This is a genomic window from Vibrio diazotrophicus (assembly GCF_038452265.1).
Lineage (GTDB): Bacteria > Pseudomonadota > Gammaproteobacteria > Enterobacterales > Vibrionaceae > Vibrio > Vibrio diazotrophicus.
In genome coordinates, this window is the sequence record NZ_CP151842.1 from 2,267,541 (window position 1) to 2,292,571 (window position 25,031).

A 25,031-nucleotide genomic window follows, 5' to 3' on the forward strand; every position below is an offset into this window, starting at 1 on the left:
CACCTTGTCATCATGACTTAAAGTAAATCATAACAATAAGGATACGTAACGTGGATTATTCAGTGTCTGCAAACGCCCTAAAAGATAAAGTAATTTTAGTTACAGGTGCTGGTGACGGCATTGGTAAACAAGCAGCCATCACTTATGCGGCACATGGTGCGACAGTGATCTTGCTTGGGCGCACTGTGAAGAAATTAGAACAAACCTACGATGAAATTGAAGCCGCTGGCTATGCTCAGCCTGCTATTGTTCCTTTAGATATGAAAGGAGCAACAAAACAGAACTATCTGGATATGGTGGATACCATTGAAGGCCAGTTCGGCCGTTTGGATGGTGTTTTACACAACGCCAGCATTTTGGGTGTACTAAGCCCATTTGATCAGATCGGCGAAGATTCTTACGACGACGTCATGCAGGTAAACGTCAAAGCACAGTTCCTGATGACTCAAGCTCTGCTGCCTCTACTTCATAAATCTGACGATGCCCGCATCATTTTCACCAGCTCGACGGTAGGCCATTCTGGTCGCGCGTTCTGGGGGACTTATGCGATATCCAAATTTGCGACTGAAGGCATGATGCAAGTGCTTGCCGATGAGCTTAGCGATACTAATATTCGCGTTAATGCTATCAACCCAGGTGGTACTCGTACTGGTATGCGTGCAAAAGCTTTCCCTGCGGAAGATGCAGGCCTACTGAAAACACCACAAGACATTATGCCGTTATACCTGTATTTGATGGCGCCAGAAGGCAAAGCTGTCAATGGTCAGTGCATTGATGCTCAGCCGAAAAAATAGTTACTGAGTTTCATCAAACGATTCAAAGCCTTGCTAGCTTAGCGAGGCTTTGTTGTTTCTAAACCTTACTTTTTTCTTGAATGTTCTAAACAACAAAATATACTGTACAAATATACAGGTAAATTATTATGTATGAACTGATAGAACACCTCAAGAACAAACACTGGCTATGGCAAGGCTCTGAAACAAAGTATGAGCAAAGCGCCCGCTCTACCGGATTCAATGCACTGGATGACAAACTTGCCGGAGGCTTTCCTCCTCATGGTGTGGTTGAAATTCAGTCTCTGTCGGGTATTGGTGAATTACGCCTTATCTATCCTTATCTGAAACAACATGATAAGCGATTAACGGTATTTATTAATCCACCGGGCATAGTGCAGGCTGAAAGTCTGAAGTGTGAAGGTATAAACCTTGAACACGTATTGGTTTTAACGCCCAAAAACCATAAGGAAGCCTTGTGGGCTGCCGAGCAATGCCTAAAAAGTGGTGCATGCAGTCAAGTATTGCTTTGGCAAGATAAGCTCGAAGTCCATCAGGTTCGTCGCTTAAATGTTGCCTGTGAAACGGGTAGCTGTTTGCAATTTCTTTTCCGTTCGCCGCAAGAAAGCGTATTTTCGCTACCAGTATCACTAAGTTTATCGTTACAAGCTGATCCACAAGGTCTGCAGATTAGTGTCCCAAAACGCAAAGGTGGGTGGCCTTTAAGCGCATTTAAGCTATCTATGTATGAGCGCTGGCCAAACTTGGTGATCCCGCAGGCTTCTTCAAAACCGTCTTCACAAGTTATCGCCTTTCCTCAACGTATGCAGGGCTAACGATGACGCTTTGGATCTATCTTCATTTTCCAGCACTACAACTGGATACCTTATACGCCGAGCATGAATACCCTCTGGTTATCATCGAAGGTCGTGATAACCATGTTGTTCAAGCCAGTGCTTGTGCATTAAAGCAAGGCATAAAAATTGGGATGGGGCTAGGCAGTGCGGCATCTATGTGCAGCGATCTACAAGTACATCCCTATGATGAGAATGTTGAAAATCAAACCATCGAAGAGATAGCACAATGGTTGTATCTGGTAACCTCAGACATCGTGTTGCTTCCACCAAAAGGCATATTGCTAAGAGTCACTAACATGCTGTCTCTGTATTCGGGTCTGGATAACTATTGGCACACATTAAGTGCTCATCTTCGTTTACGTAAAACACGTTACTACTATGGTTCCGGTTTTTCGCCACTTTCGGCTGTTTTGCTTGGAAAAAGCGGTTCAAACATCATCATTGAGGATAAAGACAAGATTCTTGCTGCCATTAACGATTACCCACTCAGTGCCACAGAACTGGATTTTAAACAGGTAGAAAAACTCGCCAGAGTCGGGATTCGAGACATCAAAGCCCTCCTTGCCGTACCAATACAAGATCTGGCAAGACGGTTTGATATCGATTTAGTGAACTATGTAGGCAAGCTCTTGGGGCAATTTAAGCATCCAGTTAGTTTTTACCATCCGCCAGAAGCCTTTTGTAGCCACCTAGAATTGCTGTATGAAATTGAAAATATTCAATGGTTGGAGAAGCCTTTATCTCGTTTGCTAAAACGCTTAGAGCAATTTTTAACACTGCGAAATCAGGTCGCTTTTGAGCTTGAACTGATACTGACTCAGCGAGATAACATCAAAAACAGTCTGCATTTTACTTCAGCACAGGGAGAATATGCTTGTGGAAAATGGGGGAAGCTCTGTCAACTCACTCTAGAGTCAATACAACTGTCCCAACCCGCACTGGCAATGACGTTAAAAGTCATTCGTTCTGGGGAAATGAACCAAAGCGTGACGGACATTTTTGATGGTGAAAAAGGTCAGACGACAGCACTGGAACTGATCACTCTGCTACAAGCCAAGCTTGGTCAGGCACAAGTCAATAAGCCGAATCTGAGTGATGATCCTCGCCCAGAGAAGCGCAGCCAATACATAGCAGCAACAGAACCCACATCCCATACATTACGCAGACCAGAGTTGCGCCCTAGCCTGCTGCTTCCTGAGCCCGAACCTCTGTGTGAAATCGTATCGCTCATCCATGGGCCTGAAAGACTAGTCACTGGATGGTGGGACAACCAGCCCATCACTCGTGACTATTTCATTGCCCACAGCGAACAAGGCCGCTGGCTTTGGGTATTTCGCAACCAAGATAAACACTGGTTTCTGCATGGCCAGTTTAGCTAAAACGCAGGCTTGTTTAGCAAACGTGCCTCTTTGATCAGACGATTTTTATAAGAGTAGTGACATGGCTTACGCTGAACTATTTTGCCAAAGCAATTTCTCATTTCTGACGGGTGCTTCTCATGCTGAAGAACTTATTCAGCACGCGGATTTTCTACGCTATCGTGCTCTAGCGATTACCGACGAGTGTTCAATCGCTGGCGTCGTGAGAGCTCATACAGCCATCAAAGACCGAAAGCTTGGTATCAAACAAATTGTCGGCAGTATGTTTTGGCTCAATGGTGAGTGCCAAGTTGTACTTTTGTGCCCAAATCGCCAAGCATACGCTGAGCTGTGCAGAATCATCACCAATGCCCGTAGGCGCAGTGAAAAAGGCAGCTATCAGTTATCTGAATGGGATTTAATGTCCGCGAAGCACTGCCTTATTCTCTGGCTTCCAACCGAGGAAGACAACAATGCCTATTGGGGAAAGTGGCTGAAGCAATATCATCAAGGTCGTTTATGGATTGCCGTTCAACGCCATCTTGGCGCGAACGACCATCACTATATTTCGCACTGTCAGGAACTGGCTCAACAACTGAGTTTGCCCATCACTGCATGTGGCGGTGTTCTTATGCATACGGCCACTCGCCTTCCACTGCAACATGTTCTGACGGCCATCAAGCACAACCAGAGTGTCGAACACATTCAGGCTCATCTAATTGGCAACACTGAACGGGCACTGCGCAGTAAAGCAAAGCTCGCCAAAATATTCTCAAGTGAATGGTTGGAAGAGAGTGTGCGCATTGCTGAACTGTGTCACTTCAAACTGAGTGATCTGAAATACGAATACCCAAGCGAATTGATACCGAACGGTTCAGAACCGATGGAACATCTACGTCTATTAGTTGAAAAAGGCAAGCTTGTTCGCTTTCCCGAAGGTGTCCCTGACGATATTCAAGCAACCATAGATAAAGAACTCTCTCTGATTGAGGAACTCAACTATCCGTTCTACTTTCTTACTATTCACGACATCGTTATGTTCGCCAAAAGTAGAGGTATTCTATACCAAGGACGAGGGTCTGCCGCTAACTCTATTGTCTGTTACTGCTTAGAGATAACCGCTGTCGACCCTCGCCAAGTCGCAGTGTTATTTGAACGATTTATCAGTAAAGAGCGCCAAGAGCCGCCAGATATTGATGTGGATTTTGAACACGAGAGACGTGAAGAAGTCATTCAATACCTGTATCAGAAATATGGCAGAGAGCGAGCTGCATTGGCCGCGACAGTGATTACTTATCGCTTAAAAAGCGCTATTCGAGACGTAGGGAAAGCGTTGGGGATTAGCGAGACTCAACTCGATTTCTTTATCAAAAATATTAACCGCAGAGACCGCCAGCTTGGATGGCAAGCCCAGATCATAGAGCTTGGACTTCAGCCACAGTCGCATAAAGGGCAACTGTTTATCGATCTGGTCAACGAAATACAGTCGTTCCCACGTCACCTCTCACAACATGTGGGTGGCTTTGTTATTTCCGCGGGCCCTTTGTACGAGCTTATCGCCGTAGAAAACGCAGCCATGCCGGAACGAACCATTATTCAATGGGATAAAGACGATTTAGAAAGTCTCGGACTGATGAAAGTCGATGTGCTGGCGTTAGGTATGCTAACGGCCATTCGTAAGTGTTTCACCATGATCGAACTCCACCATCAACGAAAGCTCAACATTGCAGACATCACTCGTTTAAAAGACGACGAAAACGTGTATGGGATGATACAACGCGCAGATACCGTAGGCGTGTTTCAAATAGAATCTCGCGCGCAAATGAGTATGCTGCCACGCTTAAAGCCTCGCACTTATTATGATCTGGTCATACAAATCGCCATAGTTCGCCCCGGTCCAATTCAAGGAGATATGGTGCACCCGTTTCTTAAACGAAGAAATGGTATTGAGGAACCTTCTTTCCCATCTCAAGAGGTGAAAGAAGTTTTAGAGCGGACGATGGGCGTTCCGATCTTTCAAGAGCAAGTGATTAAAATTGCTATGGTTGCAGCTGGTTTCAGTGGAGGCGAAGCAGATCAGCTTCGCCGAGCGATGGCGTCTTGGAAAAAGAGTGGCGAGTTGGCTAAATTCAGACCTAAATTGATAAATGGCATGCTGGCACGTGGCTATGAGAAGGAGTTTGCTGAACGGATTTACGATCAAATTTGTGGCTTCGGGGAATACGGTTTCCCAGAGAGCCATTCGGCGTCATTCGCGGTTTTGGCATATTGTTCTGCATGGCTCAAATACTATTATCCGGAAGCGTTCTACGCCTCGTTGCTCAATAGTTTACCTATGGGGTTTTATAGTCCTTCACAACTGATTCAGGATGCTCAAAGGCACGGCATTGTGGTTCTGCCTGTTTGCGTTTATCATTCAGCTATTGAGCATCAAGTCGTACGCCACCAGCAAGGTTTTGCTATTCAGCTCGGTCTGCGTCTGGTGAAAGGGTTAAGCGACTCAGGAAGCGAGCAACTGCTGCGTGCTCGCCCTACTGGCGGATTTCAACATGTTAACCAGCTAAAAAATGCAGGAATTAACCAGAAAGATATGGAATCACTAGCCTCTGCCAATGCCCTGCATCGCTTGACCAATAACCGCTACGACACCCGTTGGGCGATCATGGATTCTCTTTCTGACCTGCCGTTATTTGAACACTATCAAGAAGATGAACGCCAAATTCAACACTCACCTACAGCGATGGAAGATCTGATAGAAGATTATGCATCGTTAGGATTGTCCCTTAACCAGCATCCGATAACCTTATTAGACAAAGCTGGTCTCTTGGGCAAATTCACCCGTCATAAAGACCTGATACATCTCCCACATAAATCACTCGTTACCGTTGCAGGAGTCGTCACCGGACGACAAGCTCCCGGAACAGCCGCTGGCGTAACGTTTTTCACACTAGAAGACGATACCGGAAATATTAATACCGTAGTTTGGCAAGCCACAGCTAGAGCACAGAAAAGCGCTTATATCAGTGCCAAAGTCCTAATGGTAAAAGGTATTGTCGAGAAAGAAGAAAATGTGGTGCATGTGATCGCGGGAAAACTGATTGATATCACCGAACATTTAACGTTGCTTCAAAGTCGCTCTCGGGATTTTCATTAAGCCAGATACTATTAAATACTGAGAGGCAGTATTTGAATATACAAAAAAGCGCTGAATGTTCAGCGCTTTTCTATTCTTATAAAACTTCTCGAAGTCGTTCTTGAGCTACTTGCACTAACAAGTCGGGCTGGAACTTAGAAATGAATCGATTACAACCGACTTTCTGAACCATCGCTTCGTTAAAGCTACCACTCAATGACGTGTTCAAAGTAATAAACAGGTCTTTCATACGAGGATCATTACGAACTTCATGAGTTAAGCGATAGCCGTCCATTTCTGGCATTTCAGCATCAGTAATCATCATCAGAAGTTCATCATTAATGTTTTTACCGGCATCACACAAAGATTTGAGGAAATTCAAAGCTTCCAAACCATCTCGGCATTCAATGATGTTAAGACCAAGCTGTGACAAGGTATCTTTAATCTGGTTTCGTGCGGTTGAAGAATCATCCACGATTAAAACATTGCGACCTACCATTTCACCCAAAATATTGTGGTCAAGCAGCTCTTCAGAAATAGAAACATCGTACTCGATGATCTCTGCAAGCACTTTCTCAACATCAATAATTTCAACGATATTGGTTTGATTTTGCTCTTTAATTTGAGTAATGGCAGTCAAGTAGTTTGAACGCCCTGCTGATTTTGGCGGCGGCTCAATTTCTGTCCATGCAGTGTTAACAATGTTGCGGACTTGGCCAACGAGAAAACCCTGAGTAGTACGGTTGTATTCCGTAATAATGAGGTTTTGCTCTGGCTTTTCTAATCGAGATGGTGGGAAACCAATCGCTTGGCGCAAGTCGATAATCGGAACTGGCACTCCGCGAAGTGTTGCAACACCGGTAATATTGCGATGCGAACCTGGCATTTTAGTTAGATGAGGGACTTTAATCACTTCTCTAACTTTAAATACGTTAATAGCAAACAGTTGACGGCTGTTTAAGCTAAAAAGCAATAACTCAAGTCGGTTTTCGCCAACCAAGTTAGTACGTTGATCGACTGAATTTAAAACACCTGACATAGAAAATTCCGCAAACTATTAAAACCCAATAACAGTATAGCTACAAAGGATAAATGTAAATGATAGTACTCAAGGTATTGTGATAATTATCCTTCCACCACCTTCATCAGCAACAAACCATCATATAATGCTTGCTTAACAAGCGCTGCACCAGGCATCGTCGCCTGTTTGTAAAAACGAGACTCCACCAGCTTCAAATCTTTATGGTAAACAGGAAGACTTTGTTGTTCGATACAATGCTGAATTGCCGGGTACAACACACTTTTTGCTTGATTGATAACGCCACCAATAAGAATTTTTTCTGGATTAAATAGGTTGATTACGATAGCAATTGCCGCACCTAAATAAGCACCAAGCTGCTCAATCACTTCAACCGCAAGAGGATCCCCTTCTGCAGCCGCAGAACAAATATCTTCTATCGTGATTTCTGCAATTTCACTTAAGCTTGAAGCTTCACCATTGGCAATACGTTCTGCGACTTGTTCTCGAATCGCTTGAGAACTGGCAACCGTTTCAAGACAGCCAATATTCCCACAGTGGCAACGCTTACCATTGCGGTCAATTTGGATATGCCCTAATTCACCAATATTGCCGTTACGACCTTGCAGTACTCGACCATCAAGAATGATACCAGCGCCTAAACCATGGTGTATTGAAATCAGAATTGAATTATCAACGTCTTGCGAATGACCAAATAACTTTTCCGCCAAAGCCCAAGCACGAGTATCGTTAGCAATAAATACAGGCAGCCCAGTTGCTTTATAGATTTCAGGGCCTAACGCTAGATTATTCACGTTGTAGTGAGGCATCTGCAAAACGATGCCTTTCTCCGAGTTAACTAAACCCGGTAAAGTGATAGCAATGCTCGTGACGCGATCGAGTTGGTCAGCATAAGTTTGGAAAAATTCTTCAACTTCAAATAAAAGACGTTGAAGCACATCGTCTTGATCGATTTCATGAATCTCAATTTTAGTATCGATCAGAACTTCACCACCAAGCTCATGAAGGGCTATGGTTAAATATCCGCGTCCCAGACGCATAGAAAGGAACTGCCAGCCTTCATTGTTGGTCTGTAAACCTACAGCAGGACGACCACGGCTGATAGCTTCTTGAACCGTTGTTTCATGAATTAGGTGCGCATCAATAAGCTCGCGAGTAATTTTAGTAATACTTGCAGGCGCGAGTTCGCTCTCTTTCGATAAATCGATACGAGATATCGGACCTTTTTGGTCAATCAATTTATACACACGACCAGCATTGACCTGCTTAATGTGGTCAATATGGCCAGGTTGAGCCATGTACATAGTACGCTCCAAAAAACAACAACCTGCCAATTTTTTTACTTTGCGAACTAATTGTGAAGGGCTTTGGTAAATACCCGTGACCAGCATCACGTATATACTCGGAACTTTGTGTATTCAGTCAAATTGTCGGGTTTGGGTAGGCTCGATATCTGTGTTTGAAAAACTTATTTTCAGAGCAAAATTATTTTAATTGCATTGAGCATTACGGCCAAATTCCTACAAAAATCTCAGACTTACGTAACAATTTTATAACCTTCATCTCAAGTACTATGGGTGTTGTTTATACTTATAAAATCCTCGATACCTTATCTGCCCGATCACTGTAGGAGATCACCATGAGTTTAGGTCAAAGACGTACCAAAATTGTCACCACACTCGGCCCATCCACAGATAAAGAAAACGTACTAGAGCAAATCATAAAATCAGGGGCAAACGTAGTACGAATGAATTTTTCGCACGGTTCTGCGGAAGACCACAAGCTAAGAGCTCAAAAAGTTCGCGAAATCGCAGCAAAACTCGGAAAAAATGTCGCGATTTTGGGTGATTTACAAGGCCCCAAAATCCGCTTATCCACATTTAAAGATGGACCGATTCTCCTGACTGAAGGTAACCGATTTATCCTTGATGCCGAACTGGCGCCCGAAATGGGCGATCAGGACTCAGTCGGTATTGATTACAAAGCCTTGCCAAACGATGTCAAAAGAGACGACATCCTTCTGCTCGATGACGGAAGAGTACAGCTACAAGTATTGTCTGTTGAAAACAATAAGATTTTTACCTCCGTCCTGATCGGTGGCCCTTTATCGAATAACAAAGGCATCAACAAAAAAGGAGGAGGCCTTTCAGCAGACGCACTGACCGAGAAAGACAAACGCGATATCCTTCTTGCAGCTGAAATCAAAGTGGATTACCTCGCCGTTTCATTCCCTCGCAACGGGGCAGATATGAATTATGCTCGCCGTCTTGCTCGAGATGCTGGCTTAGAAGCGGGGTTAGTAGCGAAAGTGGAGCGCGCAGAAACCGTCTCATGCGATGAAAATATTGACGATATCATCATGGCATCTGACGTGATCATGGTGGCTCGTGGCGATCTCGGTGTCGAAATTGGCGACCCAGAACTCGTGGGTGTGCAGAAAAAACTGATCCATCGCGCGAAAGCTCTCAACCGAGTGGTGATTACCGCCACGCAAATGATGGAGTCTATGATCACAAATCCAATGCCAACCCGTGCCGAAGTCATGGACGTTGCGAATGCCGTACTTGATGGCACCGATGCCGTAATGCTGTCAGGAGAAACTGCGGCGGGGAAATATCCTGTTGAGACGGTCAAAGCGATGGCTGAAGTCTGTATTGGTGCAGAGAAAACCATTGAGTCGAATCAACAGAACTATCGTATTGATCGTTCCTTTGCCACCTCAGAAGAAACCATCGCCATGTCTACCATTTATGCAGCTAACCATTTGGAAGGTGTACAGGCGATGGTCACTTTAACGGAATCGGGACGGACAGCACTAATGACGTCTCGTTTAAATTCCGTCTTTCCTATCTTTGCCATGTCACGTAATGAACGTGCGCTTAACCGCTGTGCGCTATACAGAGGAGTTACTCCATTCTATTTCGACAGTAAGCATGAAGAAGGATTTATTGCGGCACAATCTGCTTTGAAATCTCTCAAAGATAAAAAACTGCTCGAGTTTGGCGACTTGGTTATCATCACTCAAGGCGATGTGATGGAGGTTGAAGGTTCAACCAACTGTATGCGTATCCTGCCAGTCTTCTAACTGGTATATCCCATAAAGCAATAACTCACTCTACTTGTTCTAGAGTGAGTTATTCGCCGATTTCCAGAGAATTAAAATCTGCACGAATAATGCGTTCCGCTTTTATCTCCCTAGCCTGCAAAAACAAATTGATAAAGCGGTTTCCGGCTTCAACACCTAACTCATAATCGTGTAATAGGTCTTCTTTATCACTCATCAAAGAGGAGGATTTCAGAGGACTGCTTGGCGCAATTTGTACTATAAACACATCATCAGGTGGTGAATTCAGAAACTCTCTAGTTAGGGAGTAAGTCTGGTAATGTACCATCAACATATCCGCCAGCCCTGAATCAAATTTATCTCCAAGCAAATGACTCAATCGATAAATATCGTCCGCACCAAATAACCAACGACCGCCGTTGAGTGCTTGTAGGTGTTTATGCTCATTTTTCAACTCTTTGGAGCGCGCAATTTGCTGCTGAAAAAAACGGTTCCAGTCTTGTTTCCATTGACCTAATCGGTTCTGCCACTGATTTTGAATACTGTTAAAAGAATCTCTGAACCATTTAATTTCTTCCTGCCGAGCTCTTTCATCCTGCATGATTAGCCCTGATTCAAAATCAATTTCTTCCGTTCTGATCACCGTAATAAAACGAGCTTCTCGACGCCAAGCCTCCTGAACAGGGATGGAAGCAGAGACTCCGCCATCAATGTAAAACTGATTGTTTAACTCGACTTGTTTGGGATATAAGCGAGGAATCGCGCATGTCGCTCTCATAATATCCTTCCAGTTGCCTCCCAGCATCGGAAAGTATTCATCACTCAGGGTCAATGAGGATGTAACAGCCGCCATTGCTTTGCGTGAACCTAATGCCCTACGTCCCATGTCTATATCCATATGAAATGGGAAGTCACAAATTTTTTCCAACGCCCAGTCAAGATCCATATATTGTTTTCTACGGATGTAACCAAAAAGGTGGAAAAACTCGGGTGTAGTGGTGAGTTCTGTAATGAAAGCTTTGCCTAAGCCATGCTGACGGCAGAGAAAAGCGCTGAGATTCAGAGCACCAGCGGAGGTACCATAAAATTCATCGAATGGGTCGAAGTTGGCGAGATTAAAGGCGTCTAATACACCGGCAGTAAATATACCTCTCTGACCGCCACCTTGAGCAACCAGAGCGTTTTTACCGCCGATGAATTTGGATAGTCGAATCACATCGACTTTGTTATCTAAATTAGAAACAGTTCCACTATTAGGCATAAGTAGAACCCTTATCAGTTAGTGTGTTATTGCGATCAATCCAAAACCGACAAGTACCGTAAAGATAACGGCAGTAGCAATTACTGCAAACTTTAGATCATGTTCCATACAGACCTCCTTTTACTTAACAAATTAATAACATCGGTAAAGGAAGCCATCAAGAATTGTCGATTTTTCACCTACAATTATGCAATTGCCCTCACAATAACTCAATCACCATATCCCTCATTAGACTAATCTGGAGAACGAAAAAACTAACCTCAACGACTCTTTGATTAACAATGTCTGCATTTCCTCTCCTTATTTTAGATAAAGAGCGAAAGGTGGAGGGATTCACTGTCGATTGTATATTTTTCAGTCATACACTCTACTGTTTTTAATAGTGATATAAATTACAAATAAACGAAATAAACATCACTTGAGCCAGTGATAAGTAACTCAGCAATATTTTAAACCACATATTAGCCAATACATCACACAATAAAACTATATAAACACAAAAAACTAACATTTATGTTCTATTGCTATTAACAGAACAAATCTGTAGCCTCGGTACCACGCGTAGCTGATTATTTCAGATTTCGCAAACACACATCAGATAATAAAGAACAAAACTCTGAGTTTTCTTAAGGCAAACAAAATTTAATACTAACTTTTCACCGAATCATGGACGATAGATAAAATATTGAGCCATTCTATAGAATGCTAAAAAATATCGACAGTAGCCATGTTCGCCAGTGATAGCCATAAAGAAGCTTCAGACCTCAGAGTGTCGTAAAGGAGTAAAACATGAAGCGAGAACAATGGGGATCCCGAGTTGGGTTTATCCTAGCTGCAGTGGGCTCTGCAATCGGTCTTGGAAACATTTGGCGTTTCCCTTATATGGCTTATGAAAACGGCGGCGGCGCATTTTTCATTCCTTATATCTTCGCACTACTTACTGCGGGCATCCCATTCATGATCCTTGAGTTCAGTATGGGTCAAAAAAACCGTGGTTCAGCACCTTCTACGCTAGCAAAGATCAATTCTAAATTTGAATGGCTAGGCTGGTTCCAAGTAGGTATTGCTGCGCTTATCGCAGTTTACTATGTGGCTGTTATTGGTTGGGCTATCTCTTACTTTGGTCTGTCATTCACTCAAGGTTGGGGTACAGATACTAACGCATTCTTCTTTAGTGAATACTTGGCGCTTGGCGACAACTCACCAACCAACCTTGGTGACATCCAATGGAATATCGCATTCGCTATGCTCATCGCTTGGGCAATCACTTATGCGGCTATTGTAGGTGGTGTAAAAGCGGGTATTGAACGAGCTTCTAAGATCATGATGCCAATTTTGTTCATCATGGTATTGGGTCTGATTGCACGTATGATTTTCCTTCCTGGTGCGCTTGATGGTGTGAACTATATGTTCGAACCAGATTTCAGCAAAATTTGGGATGTGAAAGTTTGGGCGGCAGCTTATGGTCAGATCTTCTTTACGCTAAGTATCGGCTTTGCAATCATGCTTGCTTACTCAAGCTACCTACCAGAGAAATCAGACATCACAAACAATGCGTTTATGACGGTATTGATCAACTGTGGTTTCTCGATTCTTGCAGGTATTATGATTTTCTCTGTACTGGGCTACATGGCTCAAGAGCAAGGTAAACCTCTAACAGAAGTTGTTTCTGCAGGTGTAGGTCTGGCATTCGTAACACTGCCAGCGGCAATTAACCTTTTACCAATTCCATACATCTTAGGTCCACTATTCTTCCTAGCATTGGTTGTTGCAGGCCTAAGCTCGCACATCTCTATCATGGAAGCTGTTACTTCAGCAGTGATCGATAAGCTAAACTGGAGCCGTAAAAAAGCTGCAAACATCGTTATTGGTTCAGGCGTAGTGATCTCTATGGCGTTTGCAACCAACGGTGGTCTACTTCTACTTGACCTTGTTGACCACTTCGCAAACAACGTAGGTATCATGGCAAGCTGTTTCGTTGAAATCGCGCTAATGACTTGGTTGCTAAAAGTCTCTGACGTACGTAAATACGTGAACAGCATTTCTGATTTCAGCGTGGGCGTTTGGTTTGACATCTGTTTACGTTTTGTGACTCCAGTGATGTTAGCGATCATCATCGCGACAAAACTGATTGCACTGTTCACTGAAGGCTACGGTGGTTACGACCTAACTCTAGGTTGGGCAATTATTGGTGTTCTACTTGTATTTGGTGTCCTTGTTAACCTAACCAGCCGTAAGGAGGCAAACTAATGACGACTAGCGCAATTATTATGATGATCATTGGTCTTGGTATCACTTGGGGTGGCGCTGCTATCTGTATCAAGAAAGCGATGGACAAATAAGTCATCCAGCTAAAGAAAAACCGGCAGAACGCCGGTTTTTTATTTAATACGGATAGAAGAGTCTCCTACCTCTAGCAATAATTTTTCTCAACTATAGGTCGAATAACTAATTCGTCTACACTAGAAATGCCGTTTTGACTCGCCATAAGCAAAATCGCATCCACCACCTGTTCTGGATCTAAGTACTCAGGGCGATCAGCGGCTCGGAAAGGGGTATCTACCCCACCGGGATAAATAGCGCATACTTTCACACCATGTTCCCTAGCTTCTTTTCGGAAAACCTTCGTTAAGGCATCGATACCCGCTTTTGAGGCTGTATATGCACCAATCCCTTCATTGGAAAATCCGCATACCGTTGACAGAACGTTGATGACAATGCCCTGCCCTCTAGGCTTCATCGAAGCATTGTAAACTTCCTTCATAAAAACGAATGGAGACATCATATTCAGTTGAACTAACCCCATGAGGTCATCTACAGATAAGTCTGCGACAGCACTTCTCGATGTATTCGCACCAGCACAATTAACCAATACATCAATGCCACCCAGTTTCTCACTGGCATCAGCAACGAAGTGATTGATCAACCCGAAATTTGTCGCGTCAAAGGCTTGCGAGAACATTTGGCTATCACAAGATGTGACTTCAGAAACTAATTCATTGAGTTTACTTTCCGAACGCCCACAGAAAGCCACATTGGCGCCTAGCTCTAACAATCGCTTTGTCAGCAAACGTCCAATACCGGATGTCGCTCCTGTGACAATAAAATTCTTATTTCTAACATCCAGCATCAGGTATCCACGCTTTTGTTCAAATAGGTTTAAATTCAGCCATGACAAGCACGGCTGATACGATTTACCTATATGATACGTTTAACTACCTAAAAGCGAAAAGGCGGGCAATCACATAACGAACTAAATAGTTTTAAGATTAGAAATGATACGTCAGGCCTAATGCCGCTCCGATTTGCAGTTCAGGGCCGCTATAAAAATTGACTTCAGGGTGTACCTGACCATAAAGGTTAAAACGGTTATTGAACTGCCAATTAATACCTAACGGTAGACGAGCACCAAAATCATCTTCCCACTCAGCCCATGCTCCGCCTCCAACATACCAGTCAAAAGGTACATTTGGGCTGTTGAAGCCTCCCTGAGCAAAAATGTAATCAAACGCTGCGCCATCATTACCTAGAATGAAACGATATTGGTCATCGATTTCAAAAACAACACTAAGCTGCTGGTCAACTGCCATGCCGACTTCAAAGCCTTTGTTCTGCTGTGCATGAACAGCGAATGAAGTGCCAAGTAGTAAGGCGACAATCCCTAATTTCTTCATATGTAATTCCAAATACCATAGCTATACAAAAGTATAGACGGTACCCAAGCGGCCATTGGAATGTGTCATTGTCAGGTAAGGGAATATCAGAAATTTGTAGGAATTCGCGCACAAAAAAAGGAGACCGAAGTCTCCTTTTCTATAGGGGAAGAAATGTCTGAGGATTAACCGTGGTTACGGATCCACTCATCCATATCTGTTTTAAGGTTGTCAGACTTAGTACCGAAGATAGCTTGAACGCCACCAGATACTACAACTACGCCTGCTGCACCAAGTTTTTTCAGTTTGTCTTGATCAACAATTTCAGTATCAGCAACTGATACACGTAGACGAGTGATACATGCGTCTAAGTTAGTGATGTTCTCTTTACCGCCGAATGCAGCAACAAGTTCACCAGCCATTTCAGTACCAGTAGTCGCTGTTGCAGCTTCTGACTCGTCTTCACGGCCTGGAGTTTTAATGTCCATAGCGCGAATAACGAAAGTGAACACTACGTAGTAAAGAACTGCGTAAGCGATACCTAGACCAACAAGCAGTAACATGTTTTCAGCACGTGGAGATTGAACCACGAAGTCGATGAAACCGTTAGAGAATGTGTGACCGTGAACAACACCTAGAGAGTTCGTTAGCATGTATGCAACGCCAGCTAGTACTGCGTGAATTACGTATAGTACTGGAGCGATGAATAGGAACGAGAACTCGATTGGTTCAGTAATACCAGTTAGGAATGAAGTCAGAGCTGCAGAAGCCATGATACCCATTACTTTTGCACGGTTTTCAGGTTTAGCGCTGTGTGCAATTGCAATAGCAGCAGCTGGAAGACCGAACATCTTGAATAGGTAACCACCCGCTAGCTGACCGAAACCGTTACCCGCTGCGCGAGAAGCGTCATCAGCAGTTAGGAAACATGTCATAATACCGTGAGCGATTTCACCAGAACCATTTGTACAAGTACCTGCTTCGTAGAAGAATGGTACGTTCCAAATATGGTGTAGACCGAATGGAATTAGAGAACGCTCAACAATACCGTAGATACCAAATGCAGTAACAGGGTTTTGGTTTGCTGCCCAATCAGAGAAAGATGCAATCACGCTACCAATTGGTGGCCAAATGATAGAAAGAATCACACCAAGACCAATTGATAGGAAACCAGTGATGATTGGCACTGCGCGTTTACCAGCGAAGAAGCCTAGGTACTCTGGAAGTTGAATTTTGTAGAAACGGTTGAATGCCCAAGCAGCAACACCACCCGCTAAAATACCACCTAAAACACCAGTTTCGATGTGGCCAACACCCATTGCATCGCCCATTACGTTTAGCGTAGCAATCATGATGCCGTAACCAACGATAGCAGATAGACCTGAAACGCCATCGTTGTTAGTGAAACCTAGAGATACACCAACTGCGAAAAGAAGTGCCATTTGGCCGAAAACTGAACCGCCAGCTTGTTCCATTAGGTGTGATACAACTTCTGGTATCCAGCTAAAGTTCGCCGCACCCACACCAAGCAAAATACCTGCAACTGGTAGCACTGATACTGGTAGCATCAGAGACTTACCAACTTTTTGCAGGTTAGCAAAAGCGTTTTTAAACATGTTTATGCTCCTGATTAAGTTATTAGAATTTTAGGGTTCTAACGGCACACCCCCGTAGCCTAAATGTTAGCACCCAATGAAAATGTAACCACAAAATGTATTATATTTTCCGCCTCTAAATATATATTGATGCTCCTCATGGATTCTACTTAGTTACGAAATTAAGTTTCAAAGTATTAGACAGATCACAATCAGATCTGACCTCTGAAAACCATTACACAGAACGTATCTAATTGTTTTTAATAAATTTAAAAGTTAAAACCAATAATTTCACTGCGTAAATAAAATTGGGCATCATGTTATTTTATGTAACAAAATTACATTGGTTTGTTTTTCCCTCTCAAAATCAACAGATTTAGTAAACAATGGAGTTATTTTTACAATCATCTAAAATTTTCAATAAAAAAAGGAGCAGATGCTCCTTTTTAAAGCAAATGTTGATTTCTATCGCAAAAAAAGATTTTGGTAATTTTGGGTTGTTTTTTCAGCGATTTCAGAAAGCGAGCACCCTTTTAACTGAGCAATGTAGGCTGCAACCTCAACAACATAGGCTGGCTGATTCTCTTTTCCACGGTGTGGAACAGGTGCAAGATATGGTGAGTCCGTTTCAATCAGCAAGCGTTCTATCGGCAGTGCTTTCACGACTTCCTTCAGTTCTGTTGCTTGTCTGAAAGTAACAATCCCTGAGATAGAAATGTAAAAACCCAAATCCATAGCCGCTTCCGCAAAAGCGAGATCTTCAGTAAAACAGTGGATCACGCCACCACAACGCTCTGCTCCACCTTGTTTTAGCATCTCTAAGGTGTCTTTTCGCGCATTGCGAGTATGAATAATCAGCGGCTTATTAAGTGCAACCGCGGTTTCGATTTGCTGGGAAAAACGTAATTTCTGCAACTCTGCTGTTTCTGGCTGGTAATGATAATCCAAACCAGTTTCACCTATCGCCACCACCTTAGGGTGTTTCGCATATTCGTGGAACTTATCTAGTGCGAACTCACTTTCCACATCTAATGGATGAACACCACAAGAGGCATGGACATTTTCGAATGGCGTGATCATTTCAATCATGTCAGGGAAAGAATCAAGCGTAACTCCAACCGACAATAGCTGTTTTACATTCGCTTGAGCGGCTTTGTTCACGACATCCGATATATCAGTATGTAAATCTTGATAATCCAGTTTATCCAGATGGCAGTGGGAATCTACAAACATGTTTCCTCGTTAAATTTAAATATCCAATCCATAATTAAAAGCTCGCTATTTAGACCAGTAAAATGACGTAGCTTTTCAATTAAAGTGGCAAGTTCTGAACTTTGCTTTTCTAAAACAACATAGCTCAATACTGACGATAAAGTATGACAACCGGGAGTAAAGTTTGGTTGCACAACAGCAAAATGAGCTTTTTGAGCATCAGTAAGTAAGTACCAAAGCCAAGTTAAGCGCACAACTGGTGACTCATTCAGTTTGCTCGCACATTTGAGGGCAGCTTCAGTATTGCCTTGCACCGCAGCAATCAGACTCTCTTCAATAGACTTGTACGTATCTAAATCACCGGACTGAATAAAAGCTTTAGTCTGTACTGGAGCATCACCATTAATATGAGCAACATAAGACGGAACTTGCTCACCCAATTCATTCTGTAGCCACTGAGTGACAACTGAAGATTGCGGATCGGGAATCGTAACTTGCTGACATCGACTCACAATCGTAGGCAACAAGGCACTGGCTTTGGAAGCAATGAGAACAAACACACACTTCTCTGGCGGTTCTTCGAGTGTTTTCAATAATGCGTTAGCAGCAGACTCGTTCATCGCCTCTGCAGGTTCAATCACAAACAGGCGATAACCTGAGAGCTGAGAGGACTCCTGAGCAATACGATTACACTGGCGTATCTGCTCTACTGTAATCGCCTTCCCTTCCTTCTCCGGCTTTACGACATGGTAATCAGGGTGATTACCCGACTGCATTAAATCGCAGCCATGACAAAAACCACAAGGTTCACTGTTGGAAGTGCTACACATCAATGAACGAGCAAACTGCTCGGCCAACTGAAACGTTTCTAAACCGGGAGAAGATGACAGCAAGGTAGCCGAAGCGAAGCTGTTATTATCTAGCTGGTGCTTCCAGTTATCCCAACTGCTTTGTAACCAAGAATGGAGTTCTCGCATATCGCTTGCTCCCTAGACGCTCTTCAACCATTGTTGTAGCGCAGACTTAATGTCCTGTGCCACTTTGTCTATGGTTTGCTCTGCGTTCACGACAATAACCGAATCGTCTGAACCAGCTATTTCAAGGTATCGTGCTCTTGTGCGCTCAAAAAAACTGATGTCCATTTTCTCAATACGGTCCAGCTCACCACGTCCGCGAGCACGCTCAAGACCGACTTTAGGATCAATATCAAGATAAAGAGTTAAATCAGGCTTAAAATCACCCAGAGTCGTTTGTTTCAAACTTTGCATGGTTTGACGCGAGATTTGACGACCGCCCCCCTGATAAGCCTGAGAAGACATATCATGGCGATCTCCAACAACCCAACTTCCTTTCTCTAGAGCTGGCTTTATCACGTTCTCAACTAGCTGAACGCGAGCGGCATACATCAAAAGCAGTTCAGTCATGTCTTGCAGAACTTCACCTTCGTGCTCTTGCTTAACCAACTCACGCATTTTCTCTGCCAGTACAGTGCCACCAGGCTCTCGAGTACGTGTAATTTGGTCGACACCAAACTCATGTAAGGTTTCTACAATCGCTTGAATAGCGGTACTTTTACCAGCCCCTTCTAGGCCTTCTACTACGATAAATTTTGAGTTCATTATTGGTTACGAATCTGTTTTAGATAGGCGCGTACTGCGCGGTTATGCTCTGCGAGTGTCTTAGAAAAAACATGACCACCATTACCACTAGCAACAAAGTACAAATAACTGCTTTGGTCTGGATTTAGAGCTGCATTGATTGAAGCAGGGCCAGCCATTGCAATAGGCGTCGGTGGTAGGCCAGAAATCACATAGGTGTTATAGGGTGTAGGGGCCTTCAAATCTTTCTTGCGAATATTCCCGTCATAATTTTCACCCATACCATAAATCACAGTAGGGTCAGTTTGAAGCCGCATGCGCTTGTTAAGTCGATTAACAAATACCGATGAGATTTGTCTTCTCTCATCTTCAACTGCGGTTTCTTTTTCAATGATTGAGGCCAAAATCAGCGCTTCGTATGACGATTTCAGGGGTAAACCAGTTTGTCGTTTGTCCCACTCAGTAGTCAGAATGTCATTCAGCTTTACATGCGCCCGCTTCAGAATATCTAAGTCACTTGCTCCATGAGTAAAATGGTAAGTTTCCGCAAGAAACAAGCCTTCCAGTTTGTCGCGTTCAATCCCCAATTTTTGAGCAATCTCTTTTTCTGATACACCATCTAACGTGTGTTTCAGATAAGGATTATTCGTAAGGATATCTCTCCATTCAGAGAAACGGCTACCTTCAACGAAGGTGATAGCAAACTGATGTTCTTTACCTGAAATCACTAGATTCAACGCTTGGTTTAACGTCATATCTGGTGTGAGCTGGAAAGTTCCCGCTTTTAGGCCAGCAAGCTCAGGGTGCAAGCGATGGATTAGAGAAGTAAAAGGCGTTGTCTCGATCCAGTTCTTCTCTACTAGCATTGACATCGCGCGATTTAAACTGGTGCCACTTTGAATAGTGACGATTTGCGGCTCTTCTATTTTTAAAGGTTGAGCAAGATAGCTGTTTACTTCACTTTGTACATAAAAATAAGTGCCAGCTACACACAGAAAAAGAACGACCAATAGAAAAGATAACTTTTTAATCACGAATTAAATTTCTCCTGAATTCTTAGCGTCTGTTGTCCAATAGAGTACTTACGCTCCGATATTTGGACCACAGGTGCGATCTCTAACAGTGAGTTAGAGATAAATACTTCTTCGGCATTATCAAGATGATCGAGTTCGAAATCACCTTTCACCACTTTCAAATTAAGTTGCTGGGCGTATTCTAATATAATTCTGCGGGCCACACCTGAAACACCTGCATTTTTTAACGAAGGCGTATACAAAGTAGCACCTTTTACCCAAAAAATATTGGCGGCGGTGGTCTCTACAATATGCCCATGAATATCAAGACATAAACCATCGAGATAGCCAGCCAAATCCATTTCGCTTTTGAGTAGAACCTGCTCGAGTCGGTTGTTGTGTTTGTGTCCTGCAAGCATAGGGGTTAAGCCCATGCGCTTCGAACAAATACCAAGCTGCAAACCTTCGGCTTGCCATTGTGCATAGTGAGAGGGCAAAGAAAAGTTGCTAATCGTAACGTTAGGTTGCGTGGTTTGAGCAGGGCTATAACCTCGCCCACCAGTACCTCGGGTGATATGCAATTTAAGGCCAGATTTCTCATCGAAAAGAGAAGCTTGTTCCAACCATTGTTCGACTTTCTGCCAATCGGGAAACGGAATGTCTAAGACTTTCAAGCACGCTTCCATACGGTCTAGATGATATTGCCAATGCTGAATTTGACCTTGCTTGACCAACATAGTTGTAAAGCATCCATCACCGTATTGAAATGAGCGATCACTGACTGAAACTAGATCACTCTGCTCACCATTTATCCAAAACATATTTCCGCTCCCTGAAAATAAAGAAACGGCCTAATGCTAAGCATCAAGCCGTTTCAAAACAAGTACAGTTCAATGAACTTTATACGCGTTTAAAGATCAATGATCCGTTTGTGCCACCAAAACCAAACGAGTTACACATTGCGTATTCCATACCTTCCACTTTACGTGCAGTGTTTGGAACAAGATCAACGTCTAAACCTTCTTCTTGGTTTTCAAGGTTAATTGTTGGTGGAACCATTTGATCAACTAGCGACATAACTGTGATGATAGCTTCAACAGAACCCGCTGCACCTAATAGGTGGCCAGTCATTGACTTAGTAGAAGAGATAAGAACTTGTTTCGAACCTTCTTCGCCTAAAGCACGTTTGATGCCTTTCACTTCAGCCACGTCACCAGCAGGAGTCGATGTACCGTGAGCATTCACATAACCGATTTGAACACCAGTTAGGCCAGCATCACGCATTGCCGCTTCCATCGCTAGCGCGCCACCAGAACCGTCTTCGCTTGGTGAAGTCATGTGATAAGCATCACCAGACATACCGAAGCCAACGATTTCTGCATAAATTTTAGCGCCACGAGCTTTAGCATGTTCGTACTCTTCAAGCACCATGATGCCCGCACCGTCGCCTAGTACAAAACCGTCACGGTCTTTGTCCCAAGGGCGAGAAGCTTTTTGTGGTTCATCGTTACGAGTCGACAACGCTTTTGCGGCACCGAAACCAGCCATACCTAGCGGCGTTGATGCTTTTTCTGCACCACCAGCAACCATAGCTTCTGCATCACCGTATGCAATCATACGAGCTGCATGACCAATGTTGTGCAAACCAGTCGTACATGCTGTTGAAATAGCGATGTTAGGGCCACGTAGACCACGCATAATAGATAAGTTACCAGCAATCATGTTTACGATGGTTGATGGTACAAAGAATGGGCTAACTTTACGTGGGCCTTTATCTAAAAGTGAACGATGGCCACTTTCAATAAGCTCTAGACCACCGATACCTGAACCAATAGCAACACCAACACGTGGAGCATTTTCTTCAGTGATCGATAAACCAGAATCGTCTAATGCTTGAATACCCGCAGCAATACCATATTGGATAAACAAATCCATCTTGCGGGCTTCTTTTTTAGACATGTAATCTTCGCAATTAAAGTCTTTAACTAGACCTGCGAAACGAGTTGAAAAATTGGTTGTATCAAAGTGATCAATATTAACAATACCACTTTGACCAGCTAGCAGGGCTTTCCAAGAAGATTCTACTGTGTTGCCCACTGGTGACAACATACCCATGCCAGTGACAACGACACGACGCTTGGACACGATCATATTCTCCGGGAATTGAAAAATTCTATGAGAGGTAAAGATGATTGAGAAAAACTCAGGCGGTCAGATGACCGCCTGGGAAGAGACATTACTGAGCGCTGTTTACGTAGTCGATCGCAGCTTGAACAGTAGTGATTTTCTCTGCTTCTTCATCAGGAATCTCAGTGTCAAATTCTTCTTCTAGAGCCATAACTAGTTCTACAGTGTCTAGAGAATCCGCACCTAGATCTTCAACGAAAGAAGCTTCGTTTTTAACTTCTGCTTCGTCTACACCTAGCTGTTCAACAATGATTTTCTTTACGCGTTCTTCGATGTTGCTCATTTTTTCTTTTCCTTTACAGATTTCGCCTAATGCGATGATTCCGTAGTTTATTCTAACTAGGGAAAGTTGCAAGGGGGTCCTTGCTGGTCAAACCACAAAATTGGCGATTTTAACCGAAATTCACACCATTTTTGACATATATCATGCACAAATGTTGCGCATTTTTATATCAATTAATGTACAAAGTTGCTCACAATTAAAACTCTGTTTCCAACTTAGCACAAAAATGGCATTAAACCATATACATGCCGCCATTTACGTGCAAAGTTTCGCCCGTAATATAAGCGCCTTCTGGTGAAGCCAAAAATGCAACTGCAGAAGCAATTTCACGTGGATCACCTAAACGACCAGCTGGTACTTGTGCAAGTGTAGCAGCACGTTGCTCATCATTCAGTGCTTTTGTCATATCTGTTTCGATAAAACCTGGAGCAACAGTGTTTACTGTCACACCACGAGAAGCAACTTCACGCGCCATTGATTTAGTAAAACCAATCACGCCTGCTTTTGCTGCTGCATAGTTTGCTTGTCCAGCGTTACCCATAGTACCAACTACAGAACCTACGTTGATGATGCGGCCATTACGCTTTTTCATCATGCCACGTAGTACAGCTTTCGACATACGGAAGATAGAAGTCAGGTTAGTATCTAAGATATCTGACCATTCATCGTCTTTCATACGCATCAACAAGTTATCACGAGTGATACCTGCATTGTTCACTAGAATATCGATTGCACCAAACTCATCATTGATTGCTTTCAATACTGTCTCAATAGATTCTGCATCTGTAACGTTAAGAGCTAACCCCTTACCGTTATCGCCAAGATAAGCGCTGATTGCTTGCGCGCCGCTCTCGCTGGTTGCAGTACCAATTACTGTGGCACCACGTTCTACAAATAGTTCAGCGATAGCTTTACCAATACCACGGCTTGCACCAGTAACTAGTGCAACTTTGCCTTCTAAACTCATGAATTGACTCATGTTTGGTTCCTATATTTACTTAGCTGCTTCTAGTGAAGCAATATCGTTCACTGCTGCTGCGTCTAAGGTTTTTACAATACGTTTAGTTAGGCCAGTCAGAACTTTACCTGGACCCATTTCTAGTAGTTTCTCAACGCCCTGTTCACTCATTTTCTCTACGCCTTCAGTCCAGCGTACTGGGCTGTATAGCTGACGAACAAGTGCATCTTTAATTTTCGCAGGATCTGTTTCAGCAACAACATCCACATTATTAATTACTGGGATTTGAGGTGCATTGAATTCGATTTCCGCTAATGCTGCAGCTAAACGTTCAGCCGCTGGCTTCATTAATGCGCAATGTGAAGGAACCGAAACAGGTAGAGGCAACGCACGTTTAGCACCAGCTTCTTTACACAGTATACCAGCGCGTTCAACTGCGTCTTTTTGGCCAGCAATCACAACTTGGCCTGGCGAGTTGAAGTTTACTGGAGAAACCACTTCACCCTGCGCCGCATCTTCACAAGCTTTAGCAATCGCTTCATCATCAAGACCGATGATCGCATACATTGCACCAGTACCAGCAGGAACGGCATCTTGCATCGCTTTACCACGAAGCTCAACTAAGCTGATCGCTTGTTTGAAGTCAATAACACCTGCACAGACTAATGCTGAATACTCACCCAAGCTGTGACCTGCAAGAACCGATGGCTGTTCCAAGCCAAGTTCTTGCCACACTCGCCAAATTGCAACAGACGCTGCAAGTAATGCAGGCTGTGTACGGAAAGTTTGGTTTAGATCTTCAACAGGGCCGTTTTGAACCAACGCCCACAGATCATATCCCAATGCATCAGATGCTTCTGCAAAAGTTTGGTTAACTACATCATACTGCTGTGCAAGCTCTGCAAGCATACCGATAGCTTGAGAACCTTGACCTGGAAATACGATAGCAAACTTGCTCATTGCTGTTTCCTCAAAAATGATTAAGGCGTTATTTCAACGCCTTAAAGACTAATAGTAACGATTAATTATTACAAAAACCGATTGGCT

Annotated in this window: 23 protein-coding genes; 7 read left to right on the forward strand and 16 right to left on the reverse strand. The window is 43.4% G+C overall.

The window, feature by feature from the left end; genetic code table 11:
* Positions 1–50 precede the first annotated feature (50 nt).
* The 4 genes from AAGA51_RS10295 to AAGA51_RS10310 all read left to right on the forward strand — a co-directional run bounded on the left by AAGA51_RS10295 (position 51) and on the right by AAGA51_RS10310 (position 6,142).
* Positions 51–794, forward strand: a complete 744-nt coding sequence (locus AAGA51_RS10295; RefSeq protein ID WP_042483538.1) for a YciK family oxidoreductase — start codon at positions 51–53, stop codon at positions 792–794.
* A gap of 128 nt (positions 795–922) precedes the next feature.
* A complete protein-coding gene (gene imuA / locus AAGA51_RS10300) occupies positions 923–1,609 on the forward strand; it encodes a translesion DNA synthesis-associated protein ImuA (protein WP_042483540.1) in 687 nt (228 codons plus the stop codon).
* 2 nt (positions 1,610–1,611) lie between these two features.
* A complete protein-coding gene (locus AAGA51_RS10305; RefSeq protein ID WP_042483543.1) occupies positions 1,612–3,009 on the forward strand; it encodes a Y-family DNA polymerase in 1,398 nt (465 codons plus the stop codon).
* Between the two features lie 61 nt (positions 3,010–3,070).
* A complete protein-coding gene (locus AAGA51_RS10310; protein WP_042483546.1) occupies positions 3,071–6,142 on the forward strand; it encodes an error-prone DNA polymerase in 3,072 nt (1,023 codons plus the stop codon).
* 76 nt (positions 6,143–6,218) lie between these two features.
* Here AAGA51_RS10310 and AAGA51_RS10315 read toward each other — a convergent pair whose 3' ends face one another.
* Positions 6,219–7,160 carry a chemotaxis protein CheV gene (locus tag AAGA51_RS10315; protein WP_042483549.1) on the reverse strand — a complete coding sequence of 314 codons (942 nt, stop codon included), beginning with the start codon at positions 7,158–7,160 and terminating at the stop codon, positions 6,219–6,221.
* Positions 7,161–7,246: 86 nt separating this feature from the next.
* A complete protein-coding gene (gene mlc, locus AAGA51_RS10320; protein WP_042483552.1) occupies positions 7,247–8,464 on the reverse strand; it encodes a sugar metabolism global transcriptional regulator Mlc in 1,218 nt (405 codons plus the stop codon).
* A 335-nt stretch (positions 8,465–8,799) separates the two neighbouring features.
* On the opposite strand from mlc, the gene pyk reads away from it, so the two are divergent.
* Entirely contained in the window at positions 8,800–10,245 is a 1,446-nt protein-coding gene (gene pyk, locus AAGA51_RS10325; protein WP_042483556.1) for a pyruvate kinase, read from the forward strand.
* Positions 10,246–10,294: 49 nt separating this feature from the next.
* On the opposite strand, the gene AAGA51_RS10330 is transcribed toward pyk, so the two are convergent.
* Positions 10,295–11,485, reverse strand: a complete 1,191-nt coding sequence (locus AAGA51_RS10330) for a patatin-like phospholipase family protein (RefSeq protein ID WP_042483558.1) — start codon at positions 11,483–11,485, stop codon at positions 10,295–10,297.
* A gap of 18 nt (positions 11,486–11,503) precedes the next feature.
* Positions 11,504–11,593 carry a YnhF family membrane protein gene (locus tag AAGA51_RS10335; RefSeq protein WP_042483562.1) on the reverse strand — a complete coding sequence of 30 codons (90 nt, stop codon included), beginning with the start codon at positions 11,591–11,593 and terminating at the stop codon, positions 11,504–11,506.
* A 681-nt stretch (positions 11,594–12,274) separates the two neighbouring features.
* Here AAGA51_RS10335 and AAGA51_RS10340 point away from each other — a divergent pair.
* Both AAGA51_RS10340 and AAGA51_RS10345 read left to right on the forward strand, forming a co-directional pair.
* Positions 12,275–13,735, forward strand: a complete 1,461-nt coding sequence (locus AAGA51_RS10340; RefSeq protein WP_042483565.1) for a sodium-dependent transporter — start codon at positions 12,275–12,277, stop codon at positions 13,733–13,735.
* On the forward strand, positions 13,735–13,827 hold the full coding sequence (locus AAGA51_RS10345; protein ID WP_146029080.1) for a MetS family NSS transporter small subunit: 93 nt from the start codon (positions 13,735–13,737) through the stop codon (positions 13,825–13,827). Before AAGA51_RS10340 ends, AAGA51_RS10345 begins: the two co-directional genes overlap by 1 nt.
* Positions 13,828–13,898: 71 nt before the next feature.
* Here AAGA51_RS10345 and AAGA51_RS10350 read toward each other — a convergent pair whose 3' ends face one another.
* The 12 genes from AAGA51_RS10350 to fabD form a co-directional block, all read right to left on the reverse strand.
* Positions 13,899–14,615, reverse strand: coding sequence for an SDR family oxidoreductase (locus AAGA51_RS10350; protein WP_042483567.1), 717 nt, complete (start codon positions 14,613–14,615; stop codon positions 13,899–13,901).
* A 139-nt stretch (positions 14,616–14,754) separates the two neighbouring features.
* Positions 14,755–15,159, reverse strand: coding sequence for a hypothetical protein (locus AAGA51_RS10355; RefSeq protein WP_042483569.1), 405 nt, complete (start codon positions 15,157–15,159; stop codon positions 14,755–14,757).
* A 164-nt stretch (positions 15,160–15,323) separates the two neighbouring features.
* Positions 15,324–16,754: a PTS glucose transporter subunit IIBC gene (gene ptsG, locus AAGA51_RS10360; RefSeq protein ID WP_042483571.1), complete on the reverse strand. Its 1,431-nt coding sequence runs from the start codon at positions 16,752–16,754 to the stop codon at positions 15,324–15,326.
* Positions 16,755–17,198: 444 nt separating this feature from the next.
* The gene (locus tag AAGA51_RS10365) at positions 17,199–17,966 is read right to left on the reverse strand and encodes a TatD family hydrolase (RefSeq protein ID WP_042483576.1); all 768 of its coding nucleotides are present in this window, start codon (positions 17,964–17,966) and stop codon (positions 17,199–17,201) included.
* Complete coding sequence (gene holB, locus AAGA51_RS10370) at positions 17,957–18,922, reverse strand: DNA polymerase III subunit delta' (RefSeq protein WP_042483579.1); 966 nt, start codon at positions 18,920–18,922, stop codon at positions 17,957–17,959. The genes AAGA51_RS10365 and holB overlap by 10 nt, the downstream gene beginning before the upstream one ends.
* Positions 18,923–18,934: 12 nt before the next feature.
* Complete coding sequence (gene tmk / locus AAGA51_RS10375; RefSeq protein WP_042483582.1) at positions 18,935–19,564, reverse strand: dTMP kinase; 630 nt, start codon at positions 19,562–19,564, stop codon at positions 18,935–18,937.
* Positions 19,564–20,577, reverse strand: a complete 1,014-nt coding sequence (mltG, locus tag AAGA51_RS10380) for an endolytic transglycosylase MltG (protein WP_042483585.1) — start codon at positions 20,575–20,577, stop codon at positions 19,564–19,566. Before mltG ends, tmk begins: the two co-directional genes overlap by 1 nt.
* The gene (pabC, locus tag AAGA51_RS10385; protein WP_042483588.1) at positions 20,574–21,377 is read right to left on the reverse strand and encodes an aminodeoxychorismate lyase; all 804 of its coding nucleotides are present in this window, start codon (positions 21,375–21,377) and stop codon (positions 20,574–20,576) included. Before pabC ends, mltG begins: the two co-directional genes overlap by 4 nt.
* A 79-nt stretch (positions 21,378–21,456) precedes the next feature.
* Complete coding sequence (gene fabF / locus AAGA51_RS10390; protein ID WP_042484139.1) at positions 21,457–22,701, reverse strand: beta-ketoacyl-ACP synthase II; 1,245 nt, start codon at positions 22,699–22,701, stop codon at positions 21,457–21,459.
* 91 nt (positions 22,702–22,792) lie between these two features.
* On the reverse strand, positions 22,793–23,026 hold the full coding sequence (acpP, locus tag AAGA51_RS10395) for an acyl carrier protein (RefSeq protein ID WP_014204679.1): 234 nt from the start codon (positions 23,024–23,026) through the stop codon (positions 22,793–22,795).
* Between the two features lie 232 nt (positions 23,027–23,258).
* The gene (gene fabG, locus AAGA51_RS10400; RefSeq protein ID WP_042484141.1) at positions 23,259–23,993 is read right to left on the reverse strand and encodes a 3-oxoacyl-ACP reductase FabG; all 735 of its coding nucleotides are present in this window, start codon (positions 23,991–23,993) and stop codon (positions 23,259–23,261) included.
* A 27-nt stretch (positions 23,994–24,020) separates the two neighbouring features.
* Positions 24,021–24,944, reverse strand: coding sequence for an ACP S-malonyltransferase (gene fabD, locus AAGA51_RS10405; RefSeq protein ID WP_042483591.1), 924 nt, complete (start codon positions 24,942–24,944; stop codon positions 24,021–24,023).
* Positions 24,945–25,031 lie beyond the last annotated feature (87 nt).